General features: G+C 36.6%; 11 protein-coding genes. 6 read left to right on the top strand and 5 right to left on the bottom strand.

What is annotated here, in order from left to right; genetic code table 11:
* The first annotated feature begins 258 nt into the window (after positions 1-258).
* Entirely contained in the window at positions 259-2,139 is a 1,881-nt protein-coding gene (locus tag R2Q77_RS15070; RefSeq protein ID WP_316804557.1) for a M1 family metallopeptidase, read from the top strand.
* Between the two features lie 81 nt (positions 2,140-2,220).
* Here R2Q77_RS15070 and R2Q77_RS15065 read toward each other — a convergent pair whose 3' ends face one another.
* The 3 genes from R2Q77_RS15065 to R2Q77_RS15055 form a co-directional block, all read right to left on the bottom strand.
* Positions 2,221-2,697: an OsmC family protein gene (locus R2Q77_RS15065; protein ID WP_316804556.1), complete on the bottom strand. Its 477-nt coding sequence runs from the start codon at positions 2,695-2,697 to the stop codon at positions 2,221-2,223.
* 288 nt (positions 2,698-2,985) lie between these two features.
* The gene (locus tag R2Q77_RS15060) at positions 2,986-3,909 is read right to left on the bottom strand and encodes an NAD(P)-dependent oxidoreductase (protein WP_316804555.1); all 924 of its coding nucleotides are present in this window, start codon (positions 3,907-3,909) and stop codon (positions 2,986-2,988) included.
* Between the two features lie 467 nt (positions 3,910-4,376).
* Positions 4,377-4,583, bottom strand: a complete 207-nt coding sequence (locus R2Q77_RS15055) for a hypothetical protein (RefSeq protein WP_316804554.1) — start codon at positions 4,581-4,583, stop codon at positions 4,377-4,379.
* Positions 4,584-5,385: 802 nt separating this feature from the next.
* Between R2Q77_RS15055 and R2Q77_RS15050 the strand changes: the two genes are divergently transcribed.
* The 3 genes from R2Q77_RS15050 (at position 5,386) to R2Q77_RS15040 (ending at position 9,347) form a co-directional block, all read left to right on the top strand.
* On the top strand, positions 5,386-7,872 hold the full coding sequence (locus R2Q77_RS15050; protein WP_316804553.1) for a TonB-dependent receptor domain-containing protein: 2,487 nt from the start codon (positions 5,386-5,388) through the stop codon (positions 7,870-7,872).
* A gap of 146 nt (positions 7,873-8,018) precedes the next feature.
* Positions 8,019-8,573: an NUDIX hydrolase gene (locus R2Q77_RS15045; protein WP_316804552.1), complete on the top strand. Its 555-nt coding sequence runs from the start codon at positions 8,019-8,021 to the stop codon at positions 8,571-8,573.
* Positions 8,574-8,603: 30 nt separating this feature from the next.
* A complete protein-coding gene (locus R2Q77_RS15040) occupies positions 8,604-9,347 on the top strand; it encodes a lysophospholipid acyltransferase family protein (RefSeq protein ID WP_316804551.1) in 744 nt (247 codons plus the stop codon).
* Between the two features lie 24 nt (positions 9,348-9,371).
* Here R2Q77_RS15040 and R2Q77_RS15035 read toward each other — a convergent pair whose 3' ends face one another.
* Both R2Q77_RS15035 and R2Q77_RS15030 read right to left on the bottom strand, forming a co-directional pair.
* On the bottom strand, positions 9,372-10,121 hold the full coding sequence (locus R2Q77_RS15035; protein WP_316804550.1) for a LytTR family DNA-binding domain-containing protein: 750 nt from the start codon (positions 10,119-10,121) through the stop codon (positions 9,372-9,374).
* Positions 10,122-10,160: 39 nt separating this feature from the next.
* Positions 10,161-11,192: a sensor histidine kinase gene (locus R2Q77_RS15030; RefSeq protein WP_316804549.1), complete on the bottom strand. Its 1,032-nt coding sequence runs from the start codon at positions 11,190-11,192 to the stop codon at positions 10,161-10,163.
* 222 nt (positions 11,193-11,414) lie between these two features.
* Here R2Q77_RS15030 and R2Q77_RS15025 point away from each other — a divergent pair, with 222 nt between their 5' ends.
* Positions 11,415-11,588 carry a hypothetical protein gene (locus R2Q77_RS15025; RefSeq protein WP_165585804.1) on the top strand — a complete coding sequence of 58 codons (174 nt, stop codon included), beginning with the start codon at positions 11,415-11,417 and terminating at the stop codon, positions 11,586-11,588.
* A gap of 5 nt (positions 11,589-11,593) precedes the next feature.
* Entirely contained in the window at positions 11,594-12,502 is a 909-nt protein-coding gene (locus R2Q77_RS15020; RefSeq protein WP_316804548.1) for an ABC transporter ATP-binding protein, read from the top strand.
* The last annotated feature ends 1 nt before the right edge of the window (position 12,503 follow it).

Below are 12,503 nucleotides of genomic sequence, written 5' to 3'. Positions count from 1 at the left end.
CATCAGGGAAATGGGTACTTGAAATGAACTACAGCCATATGTTAAATAAACCCGACCGGCAGCGGTATCCCGATCCCTTCATCGGGATTTAGCAAAGGGCGGGACTGCCTTAAGCTAAATGCGAGATCCGTTAATTTTTTAATAATTGTTTAATCGAGTATTTTAAATACGCCACCCGTGCATTATAACTTTCCACTTACAGTTTAAACATTAGCGCATTTTTATTTAGCTTAGCTTTAAATTATTCAATAAAAAATCATGAAGAAGTTATTCTCTGTATCGGTGATTCTGTTTTTAGCCAGCGGAAGCATCTTTGCTCAATCCCTTTATATGCCAAGAAACATTAAAGCGGCATATAGTAAAGGCACTCGTTCTTACGATGGGAAACCTGGCAAAAATTATTGGCAAAACCATGGCAAATACAACATGGATCTTACCGTTGATGCCGAAACAAAAGTTGTTAATGGTAAAGAAGAAATTATATACAGCAACAATAGTACAGATACGTTAAGGAATTTGGCCATCCGGTTTGTTAACAATTTACATAAACCTACTTCGCCAAGAAGCGGTAGTGTAAGTGAAGATTTTTTAAGCACCGGTTTAAATATCCAGGCCTTTTCTGTAGATGGCGAAGTTTATAAGGTTGACAGTAAAAACTGGGGCACGGTAGGAAATGTAAAGTTAAAAAAACCTTTGCTTCCAGGCACTAAAATTACCGTTAAAATAGACTGGGATTATCCTTTATCAAAAGAAAGTGGCCGGGAAGGGCAAATAGATCCCAACTCCTTTTATGTAGCTTACAGTTATCCTCGTATTTCTGTTTACGATGACTACAATGGCTGGGATAGAATTCCACATACGGATAGAGCTGAGTTTTACAATGATTTTAACGATTATGTATTCTCTGTTAAAGCGCCAAAAAACTATGTAGTTTATGCTACCGGCGATTTTTTAAATCCGGATGAAGTACTACAACCTGAAATTTCCGCCCGTTTGAAAAAATCTTATCTGGGTGAAGATGTCATCCACATTGCGAATGAGCAAGAGTTAAAAGACGGAAAAGTTACCTTACAAAATGACTGGAATACCTGGAAGTTTTCTGCAAACCACATTACCGATGTATGTTTTGCATTAAGCAACCACTATTTATGGGATGCAGCGAGTGTTGTAGTTGATCCTAAAACCAACCGCAGAGCAAGTGCTCAGGCTGCTTATAACGGTGCAACAGGCAAAGATTTTATCAATTCTGTAAAAAACAATGTTTATGCTTTAGCGTGGTTCTCTAATAACTGGCCCGGCGTTCCTTACCCCTTTTCAAAAATGACCGCTTTCCAAGGGTTTGCAGATATGGAATACCCAATGATGGTAAATGACTCTAATTTTGGAGATCCTATTTTTGCTCAATTGGTGCAAGATCATGAAGTTGCACATACCTATTTCCCTTTTTACATGGGCATTAATGAAACCCGTTACGCTTACATGGATGAGGGTTGGGCAACAACTTTTGAATATTTAATTGGCATTGCCGAACATGGTAAAGAATCAGCAGATAAATTTTATAAATCGTTCAGGGTTAACCAATATATAAACGATAAATCGGCGGAAGAAGACCAGCCTGTTATTTCAATGTCAGATCAGGTTTCGGGTGCAGGTTATGGAAATAACTCTTATGGCAAAGCCTCTTTATCTTATTTAGCTTTAAAAGATATGCTTGGTGATGATTTATTTAAAAAAGCATTACACACTTATATGGATAACTGGAATGGTAAACACCCCATTCCATGGGATTATTTCAACTCCATGAACAGTGGCTCGGGACAAAACTTAAACTGGTTTTTTAACAACTGGTTTTTCACCAACAATTATATCGATTTGGCATTAACCAATGTTAAAGCTGCAGCAGGAAAAACCACGATCAGTATTAAAAATGAAGGTGGCTTTGCTATTCCTTTCGATGTTGTAATAAAGTATGCAGATGGAAAAACAGAAACCATCCATAAAACACCTGCAGTTTGGAAAAACAGCGAAAAACAGATTTCAGTGGCATTAAACCATGCTAAAAAAATAAAATCAGTTACGCTTGATGGCAACATTTTTATGGATGCCACACCAAAAGACAATGTTTGGGAAGCAAAATAATTCAATTTCAGTTGGTGATTTTAAGTTACAAAGAATCAACAACTGAAATTGTTTAATGATCAACAGTATTGCTACAAATACTTATTCGTTTTCAGCGGTACAATTTGGTTCGTGTTTTACCGGAAAATTAAGCGAATTAGCGATGAAACACATTTTATTGGCTTCCTGATGCAGTGTATTTGCCAAATCGTGATGTGCCTTATCGGCAATTAAAACCTTTGGATGTAAAGTAACTTCTTTAAACTTCCCACTTCCATCTGCCAATTCTTCCATTGTACCTGTTGCATCATCTTGATAATCAATAACCACAATTTCATTCTTTGAGCATAGGTGCAAATACCAAAGCATATGACAGCTTGATATTGAAGCCAGCAACAAATCTTCGGGATTGTATTTTGATTTATCACCTAAAAAAGCAGAGTCTGATGAACCCGAAATATCGGCTTTTCCATTGATAGAAATCATATAATCGCGATCGTACGAACGGTAATCCATTGTACCCGAGCCCTTATTACCGGTCCAGGTTACAGTAGTTTTGTATAGATGATCTTTCGGCATGATATAATGAGTTAGAATGTATATAGCCAATTTAAGGAATTAAGATTGATTTGATGGTAGATTTTAAGGAAAGATTGTTCCGTCATATTAAATTTGATACCAATAGTCTTCCCATGTTTATATTCGTATTAATGCATATTAACGCTATTTTTATTGTTAACAACACTAATGACTTTCGGGTTAAAGAAAATTGATTTGTGAACCATTTGATATTTCCACCGTCACCCTGAATTTATTTCAGGGTCTAACAGAAGGATTCTGAAACAAGTTCAGAATGACGCGCGGTTATTATAAATTCCTCAACTTCTCTGCCAAGACCTCAGAAATTTTACGGTAAGAGTCAAAAGTCCAGCCCCCAACATGTGGTGTTAAAATTACTTTTTCGTTCGCTTTTAAATCGTTATACCAGTTTTGCTCTCCAAGTGCAGGAAATTTTTCTGTTTCTAAAACATCTAAACCAGCACCCAATATTTTCCCTGATTTAAGGTTATTAAGTACAGCAGCAGTATGCACAATCTCTCCCCTTGCGGTGTTGATAAAGAAAATCGGCTTTTTAAAATGAAAGAAATATTCATCGGTAACCATTTGTTTAGTTTCAGTGGTTAGCGGAATATGTAAACTTAAAACATCACTGTGTTTTACAATTTCTTCCATACTTACTTCTTTGGCAAAAGCATCGCTAAAACCAGTTTTATACTTATCATAAGCCATTACGTCAACTTCAAAGCCAGCCAGTTTTTTTGCAAAACTTTGTCCCATAAAACCATAGCCGATAATACCCACTTTTTTACCCTTAAGTTCGTACCCACGACTTCCTTCCCGATCCCAAACTCCATTTCTGATTTCAATATCAGCTTTGCGGAAATTATTCATTAAAGATAAAAGTAAACCGATGGCATGCTCGCCAACAGCATCACAATTACCTTCTGGTGCATTAATTAATTGAATATTACGTTCAAAAGCAATTTTATCATCAATATTATCGAGTCCTGCACCTGCTCGGGCCACAAACTTCAAATTTGGAGCAGCATTAAAAATTTCAGCATCAATCCTAAACTTTGTACGCACAGCGATACCAGCATAATCTTTTATTCGATCCAAAGTTTGTTGTCTGGTAATTAAAGGCTCGTCGTCTACCTCATACCCCATAGCTATGGCTTGCTCTTTAAAGGTAGGGTGTAAATCATCAACAATTAAAATTTTTTCACTCATGATAACACAAAAGTAACATTACAAATAGATCGTAGTGGCAAAATTATGTCATTATTTATCGCTATGTGCCAAGACAATATTATCCAGCCGCTTGCCGCGGAGGCTTCTCTTCTTTGGACAACCAAAGAAGCAAAGTTGCCGGCTTGCAATCTTTCTGTTAAAGTAAGTAATAAGGCTTGTACAGTGCCCCCCGAAACATTGACCATGCCGGTTTAAAAGTTTAACGTAGAAATCGTGCTTTGGCCTTATTGGGTGGAAATTACAGTTGCTAAACCATACTAAACAAACCTTAAATTTTCTACTATTTTTACCCAAGTATGCATCCGGCATAGCAGCATTTCGCAGAAGAGTATATTAGAATTCTTATACTCCCTATCATGTTCCGAATAACCAAGGGAATATACAGCGGGCGCAGGGCTATGAATTGGGCTAAGCCCCATATTGCCGCTATTGGAATTCTGATGATGCTATTCAAGAAAGGATGCAAGCCTTGATTTTTGTTTCTTTTTATCAAGAAAAAGAAAAAAGGCCCGTCTGGCCAAGACAATTTCATCCAGCCGCTGGCCACGGAGCTTCTCTTCTTTGGCAACCAAAGAAGCAAAGTTGCCGGCTCGCAATCTTTCTTTTAAAGTTAGTAATAAGGCTTTTTCAGTGCTAACCGAAACATTGACCATGCCGGTTTAAAAGTTTAACGGAGAAATAGTGATCTGGCCTTGTTGGGTGGAAATTACAGTTGCTAAACCATACTAAACAAACCTTAAATTTTCTACTATTTTTACCCAAGCACGCATCCGGCATAGCAGCATTTCGCAGAAGAGCATATTAGAATTCTTATACTCCCTTTCATGCTTCGAATAGCCAAGGGAATATACAGCGTGCGCATGGCTATGAAATGGGCTAAGCCTCATATTACCGCTATTGAAATTCTGATGATGCTATTCAAGAAAGGATGCAAGCCTTGATTTTTGTTTCTTTTTATCAAGAAAAAGAAAAAAGCCCGTCTGGCCAAGACAACGCTATCCAGCCGCGGGCTTCTCTTCTTTGGCAACCAAAGAAGCAAAATTGCCGCTCGCAATCTTTCTTCTAAAGTGGGTAGGCAGGCTTGTTTAGTGCCTGCCGAAACATTGACCATGCCGGTTTAAAAGCTAACGGAGAAATAGTGATCTGGCCTTGTTGGGAGGAAAATTGCAGCTGCTAAGTTGTGTTAAACCAACTCTTGTTTTCGCGATGTTTTTACCTTACAAATTGGCCAAGCAAATAGAGCATATACCTGATTAAGCCCATCAAATATAGCGTTTTGCAGAAAGCCTTAATGAAGTGATTATTAACACAACAAATGCGATTAATCGCTTTTACACAAACCCACAAAAATATTACTTTAAAATAGCTGTAATAAAATAGTTACGGCCATTTTTTTAAACTTCCATGCCGTTACTTTGTCTCCCTTTACAAAAACACGCAAATTTTTAATATTTAATGAGAATACTTCAATCCAAAACAATTAAAATTTCCCTTTTCCTTTTTTTCATATCGTTTAGCTTATTTGCCCAAACAGGTGGGAAAGCAAAAATTACCGGAACACTAAAAGATGCCCAAACGCAGGAAACCATTCCATTTGCTTCGGCATTATTGATAAACAAAACGACAAAAGCTAACGTAAAAGTTACTCAAACCGACATAAATGGTGCTTTTGTAATGGCAGATATCCCTACCGGAACCTTCACTTTTAAAATTAGTTATGTAGGCTATCAAACCATGGTTAGAGATAATGTGGTGATTACAGCAAGCAGTGGTACCTTAAATTTTGGAGACATTAAAATGAATGCATCTAAAGGAAATGTATTAAGCGAGGTAACCGTTACTGCTCAAAAAGCACCTATGCAAATGGGCATCGATAAAAAAGTCTTTTCAGTGGATCAAAGTTTAGTAAGCGAGGGTGGTTCTGCAGGAGATTTACTACAAAATGTTCCTTCAGTTTCTACTGATATAGATGGAAACGTAAGCTTAAGGGGTTCAACCGGTGTAAAAGTTTTAATTGATGGTAAGCCATCTTTAATTGCTGGTGGCAACGTAGCCCAAATTCTTCAGTCTATTCCAGCAAGTTCAATAGAAAGTGTTGAAGTAATCACTAACCCCTCAGCTAAATACGACGCTGAAGGTCAATCGGGTATCATCAACATTGTGTTAAAGAAAAACACAAAACTTGGCTTCAATGGTTCTGCAGCAGTAACTGCCGGGAACCGAGACAACTACAATGCAAATACCAATTTAAGTTTCCAAAACAGCAAAGTAAATCTCTACGGAAATTACAGCTATCGTTATGGCAACCGTATTGGTGGTGGTTATCAGGATATTTTTTATAAACAACCTACAAACACAACTGTATTCGCAAATCAAAACACAACTTCTACTTCCTTAGATAAAGGCCATAATGCTAAAGCGGGTTTAGATTATTATTTAACTCAAAAAAGCATAATCAGTCTGTCAGGTAGTTATAACTCAAGAGAAAACGATCGCGACGAGCTTACAGACATTCAGCAGCTCTCTTCTTCGAGAAATACTGTTTTAAACAGCTACACCACCAACAAAAATAATGGCAGTGGAAACAGTTATGATTTGAACCTCGATTTTAATCAAAAATTTAAGAAACCTAAAGAGGAATTAACTTTTAACTTTGGCTACTCGCATGGTGATAATGATAACTTTCAAACATACAACAGCAATGTAACCAATTTAAATGGCACACCTGTTGATTTAAGCCAAAGCCTGCAACGCACCACTAACAACGGAAACAACACCAACTACAACATACAGTTAGATTATAGCTTACCAGTTGGGAAAGCGGGTAAAGTTGAGGCTGGCTATCGTAGCCAGATTCGTTTAAGCGACAATAACCAATATGCCGATTCCGCTTCTACCGCTATTGATTTTTATGTACCCAACAACAAATTAATTAACGATTTTAGCAGTAAAGATCAGGTACATGCCTTATATGTAAATTATCAAAATCAGATTAAGGATTTCGGTTACCAGATTGGTTTAAGAGCAGAAGATGCCAGTTTAAACACCCATCTGGATGGATATACCGGCAGCGTTTTAACCGGCACTGATGGCAAAATTGCCTATAGAAGATTGTATCCAAGTGTATTTCTGACGCAAAAGTTAAAAGGAGATCAGCAGGTGCAATTGAGTTACACACGCCGGGTAAATCGTCCGCGGCCATGGGATACAAACCCATTTTTAGATGTTTCAGACCGTTTAAATTACAGGGCTGGTAATCCAAATTTATTGCCCGAAGATGTACATTCGTTCGAATTAGGGTATAGTAAATACTGGAAAAAAGTAACCTTAACTTCAAGTTTATATTTCCGCCAAACAAACGATGTGATCCAAAGGGTAAGAAGCATACCAGTTAATGGAATTATTACCACAACACCTCAAAATTTAAGTCACCAGATTAATAGCGGTTTGGAATTAATTGGACGTTTTGATTTAATTAAAACACTAAGCTTTACCACAAACGTTAACTTATATCAGAGCAGGTTTGCCGGCGATGCAAGATACAACATACCAACCAGCAGTGGTTTTAGCTGGAATGCAAACTTAACCGGAAACCTTACTGTAGTTAAAAATGTTTCGTTACAGATGCGTGGAGATTACAGAGCAGCTGAAGTTATGGCCCAGGGTAAACGCAATGCAATGTATGGCATTGATGGCGGTGCCAAATATGATTTTCCAAACAAAAAAGCATCCCTTAGTTTTAACGTAAGAGATATTTTTAACACCCGTAAATGGAGCATGACCACGGATGATGATTATACAAATGTTGATTTCGCCCGCCGCATGCAAGGTACAATGGGCAACTTAACTTTCTCATACCGGTTCGGGAAAAGTACATTTAACTTTAAGAAAACAAAGAAAGACGATCAGCAGGAAAACAGACCTGACGAAGGTTCATTCTAATAATATATAGATCGTTTTACATGTATTGCCCCCAAATCCAGACATTTGGGGGCATTTTTATGCCCTTTAAATTTTCTCAGGCATGCAGCTTAGTATTATTCTCCGGCTGGTTCAATAAGCTCAATTGATATTTTATATATTGCGATATGGAAGAAACAAATCCCTGGCAAACTTTATCCAGCGAAATTAAATACGATAACAACTGGATAAAACTAACCGAACATCAGGTTATTAATCCTTCGGGTGGAAATGGCATTTATGGCGAGGTTCATTTTAAAAATTATGCAATCGGCATTTTACCACTTGATGAAGATTACAACACCTGGCTTGTTGGACAATACCGATATCCTTTAAAAGCTTACAGTTGGGAAATTCCTGAAGGCGGAGGTCCGCTGAATGAAGAACCATTAGAAAGTGCAAGAAGAGAACTATTGGAAGAAACCGGGTTAAGCGCTAAAAACTGGAAAGAGATTCAACGTTTGCACCTTTCAAATTCTGTTAGCGACGAGTTATCCATCTTATATATTGCCACCGATTTGATTGAAGGCATTGCCATGCCCGAAGAAACTGAGCAACTTGTGGTAAAGAAAATCCCTTTTGAAGCCGCTTATCAAATGGTTTTAAATGGAGAAATTACAGACTCCATGAGTGTTGCTGCAATTTTAAAAGCACAGCTGATGATTTTAAACGGTGATTTGTAATTCTTACCTTTGCCAAATTTCACTACAAAAATGAGCAAGTTTTTCGGATACATTTTAAGCCCAATATTTTATTTCTTTTTTGGATTAACACTTTGCATCTTTCACCCGATACAATGGGTTTGTCATAAATTTTTCGGCTACAAAGCACACAAGGTTTCTGTTGATGCCCTTAACTTTTTCCTTACCTATTGCCAGATATTCCTTTTCAATTCGGTTAGCTTTAAAAACGAATACGATTTACCAACCGATAGGCCAATTATATTTGCCGCCAATCATCAAAGTATGTACGACATCCCATCTTTGATTTGGTTTTTACGCAAGCATCACGCAAAATTTATTTCCAAAATAGAACTAACCAAGGGTATTCCTTCCATTTCCATAAACCTTAGGGTTGGCGGTGGTGCAAACATTAACCGCAAAGACAATAAACAAGCCATTTCTGAGATTATTAAACTTGGCCGAAGAATGAAAGCGCACAACTGGAGTGCTGTTATTTTTCCTGAAGGCACCAGAGCAAAAGACGGACAACTAAAAACCTTCCAGTTTGGCGGCGTAGCTACTTTATTAAAAGCGGCACCCAATGCACTTGTGGTACCTGTTGCAATCGAAAACTCCTGGAAAATAGTTCGCTTTGGAATGTTTCCCTTAACAGCAGGGCATGCTTTAAGATGGACCGTTTTAAAACCTATTGAACCTGCAGATAAACCAGCCAATGAAATTACACTGGAAATTGAAACAGGAATAAGAAAAGTTTTAGGGCAGCCGCTAAGTTAATTCCTTATTTCTGCACCTTAGGTATCAGATATTTTTATTACCAATTACTTTAAAAAACTCATCGCGGTAAGTATCTCCTACCGGAATAATTTTATTGTTAATGGTAATGCGGCTTCTTTCTATACTTTCTATTTTATCAACAGCTACAATATATGATTTGTGCACACGGATAAACTGGCTTTGAGGTAAAGCTTCTTCCATTTTTTTCATACTTTGAAGCGTAATAATGCGTTCATCTTTAGTAAAAATAGAGATATAATCTTTCAAGCCTTCGATGTACAAAATATCGTGAAGGTATATTTTTTGTATTTTATGTTCTGTTTTTACGAAAATAAAATCCTGAATCGGATTTGCTGATCCTGAAAAGGGAGCAGGTGTAACAATGGGCTGTGCAACACTTGCCGGTGCTTCAACAGGTTTAAACTGGTTGTGAACTTTTTCTACCGCTTTATAAAAACGATCAAATGCAATCGGTTTTAATAAATAATCAGATACGTTAAGATCATAACTTTCAAGTGCATATTCAGGATAGGCGGTTGTTAAAATATAATGGCATTTGTTGCCTGCAATTTTCAAAAACTGTATACCAGTTAATTCAGGCATTTGTATATCCAAAAAAACCAAATCAACACCACCGGCCTGTACAATCTGCAAAGCTTCAATAGGATTTTCGCAACGCTTAACCATTGTTAAAAATGGAACTTTAGAAATATAATCTTCTAAAATATCAAGTGCCAAAGGCTCATCATCAACAACAATACAGTTTAAGTTCATTTAAAGAGGTTTTTTATGGTCAGTTTAAAATGATTAATATTAAATATCAATCATCAGTTCGCAGTTATAATGCGTAGCCGAATTTACAACATTTAATTTATATCTGTCCGGATATATCAATTGTAACCTTCGTTCTACATTAGGCAGGCCAACCCCACCCTGTGCATCCTTATTCTGCTGGTTCTTTTTGTTAACGACGCTAAAGTGCAAAATTTTCTGGTTGGCAATAATATTTATTTTAATCGGTTCTTCTGGATCATTAACCACACCATGTTTAAAAGCATTTTCAACGAAAGAAATCAACATTAAGGGCACTATTTTTTGATCGTCAATTTCGCCGTTTAAAGTCATCTCTACATAAGCCCCATCCTTAAACCTTATTTTCTGAAGCTCGATATAACTTTTTAAATAGTCTACTTCTTTACTTAAAGAAACCGTTGGCGTGTTACTTTCATAAATCATATAGCGCATAATTTCAGAAAGCTTCATAATCGCATCCGCAGTTTTATCAGATTTCTGGTACGCTAAGGAGTAAATGTTATTAAGCGAGTTGAATAAAAAATGTGGGTTTAACTGCGATTTTAGAAATTGTAATTCCATTTCCCTGCGTTCAGATTCCAGATTGCGCTTAATCCGTTCACTATTAAACCAATCGATGGTAAATTTTATAATGCAGCTGGATACTAAAAAGAATCCACAGATAAAAACCTGTCCGAAATAGTAGAGTGTAACCGTAAGCTCGGGTTTCTTGCCATCTTTTAGATTCACAAAAATATCATTCCGCATTAATACGGTTAGTGTTGTTTTAAGCAACGGAACAACTGCCAGCAGGGCAACAAATGCCAATACATAAATAAAGTAACGTTTCTTTTTCTCTATAAGTTGCGGGATAAGAATAATGTAATTGATGTAAAATAAAGAGATATTGATTATTCCAAAGATTACCTTACTATAGAAAAAATCTTTGATGTTAAATTTCTCTTTATTCAATGCAACATCAATAATAATTAACAGCAGCATTAAACACCAAAATATACCATGAAGTACTAATGCCCCTTTACTTTTTTTCATTTTATCTTAATAAACAATTAAAGTTTCCAAAATAGTTAAACTTTCAAAATAAAGATAAAACAATCTACCAACGGGCATTTTTTTTCTACGAACGGTCCATCTGGCAAAATTTATCGACAAACGCCAAAAATGCCTGTTGATCTATAATCATTAACACTTGGTATAATAGATTTTAGCAGCTTAATTTTCTTGCCTTTCTTTGAATCATCAAAACGAAACAAAATGAAAAAGCTAACTAATACCTCGCCATTCTTACTTTTATTATTACCTGTATTTATGATGATTGTTTTAACCCTAACAATCAATACAAATCAAAATAATGATGGAGAAATCGTTGTTAAACCAGCTAAAACTTCAGGTTCTATTGTGAAACAGGCAACTGCCATTTTCAAATAAAATCAATGAGTAATTACGCGATCGAAACTGTTGGTTTAAACTTTAACTATGATAACCAGCCCATTATTAAGGATTTATCCTTACAAGTACCAAAAGGCAGTATTTATGGCTTCTTAGGTCCAAATGGAGCGGGTAAAACCACCACCATAAAAATATTATTAAACCTGTTAAAATCGCCTTCCGATCAGGTTTTTGTTTTCGGCAAAGAAATTAACCATAACCGCATTGCCATTTTAAAAAGAGTGGGCGCCTTAGTAGAACAGCCCGCGATATACGGGCATTTAACAGGCAAAGAGAATTTAAATAACCGCTGCCTGTTGTTGGGCATAAATAAATCAAAAACGGATGAAATGCTGGCCCTTGTTGGCTTAACAGAAGCCGCTGGTAAAAAAACATCTAAATATTCTTTAGGCATGAAACAACGCCTGGGTATTGCCCTGGCACTGGTGTCTGATCCAGAACTTTTGCTTTTAGACGAACCTACAAACGGGCTTGATCCTAATGGCATTATTGAAGTTAGAAATTTAATGCTTGATCTTGTAACAAAGCACAACAAAACGATATTGGTATCCAGCCATTTGCTGGCAGAAATTGAACGTACCGCTACTCATGTGGGTATTATCAACAAAGGCTCACTTTTATTTCAGGGTACAATTGATGAGTTGCATCAATTAAGCAAGCCAATGCTCGAAATTGAAGTTGACCAAATAGAACCCGCAGCTGATTTACTTAAAAAATCTGGCTATAACATTACCGAAAAAACAGAAAAGAAGATTATTGTGCCTTTTACAAGTGCAAAAGACAGCGGAACTTTAAATACGCTGTTAATTCAAAATGGTTTTATGGTAAGCAGTCTTTATCAACAAAGAAAAGACCTGGAAAATTTATTTTTAGACATTACTAAAAACAACTAAT

The organism is Pedobacter nototheniae (assembly GCF_032678625.1).
In the GTDB taxonomy this organism is placed as follows: domain Bacteria; phylum Bacteroidota; class Bacteroidia; order Sphingobacteriales; family Sphingobacteriaceae; genus Pedobacter; species Pedobacter nototheniae_A.
Note: the sequence above shows the minus strand (reverse complement) of the source record. Positions and strands in the feature narration are given on the sequence as shown.

What these genes read in the sequence shown, in the direction of transcription:
- R2Q77_RS15065 (WP_316804556.1), bottom strand. Translation starts at nt 2,697, where the DNA reads ATGCCGAAAGATCATCTATACAAAACTACTGTAACCTGGACCGGTAAT.
- R2Q77_RS15050 (WP_316804553.1), top strand. Translation starts at nt 5,386, where the DNA reads ATGAGAATACTTCAATCCAAAACAATTAAAATTTCCCTTTTCCTTTTT.
- R2Q77_RS15060 (WP_316804555.1), bottom strand. Translation starts at nt 3,909, where the DNA reads ATGAGTGAAAAAATTTTAATTGTTGATGATTTACACCCTACCTTTAAA.
- R2Q77_RS15070 (WP_316804557.1), top strand. Translation starts at nt 259, where the DNA reads ATGAAGAAGTTATTCTCTGTATCGGTGATTCTGTTTTTAGCCAGCGGA.
- R2Q77_RS15020 (WP_316804548.1), top strand. Translation starts at nt 11,594, where the DNA reads ATGAGTAATTACGCGATCGAAACTGTTGGTTTAAACTTTAACTATGAT.
- R2Q77_RS15035 (WP_316804550.1), bottom strand. Translation starts at nt 10,121, where the DNA reads ATGAACTTAAACTGTATTGTTGTTGATGATGAGCCTTTGGCACTTGAT.
- R2Q77_RS15025 (WP_165585804.1), top strand. Translation starts at nt 11,415, where the DNA reads ATGAAAAAGCTAACTAATACCTCGCCATTCTTACTTTTATTATTACCT.
- R2Q77_RS15055 (WP_316804554.1), bottom strand. Translation starts at nt 4,583, where the DNA reads ATGGTCAATGTTTCGGTTAGCACTGAAAAAGCCTTATTACTAACTTTA.
- R2Q77_RS15040 (WP_316804551.1), top strand. Translation starts at nt 8,604, where the DNA reads ATGAGCAAGTTTTTCGGATACATTTTAAGCCCAATATTTTATTTCTTT.
- R2Q77_RS15030 (WP_316804549.1), bottom strand. Translation starts at nt 11,192, where the DNA reads ATGAAAAAAAGTAAAGGGGCATTAGTACTTCATGGTATATTTTGGTGT.
- R2Q77_RS15045 (WP_316804552.1), top strand. Translation starts at nt 8,019, where the DNA reads ATGGAAGAAACAAATCCCTGGCAAACTTTATCCAGCGAAATTAAATAC.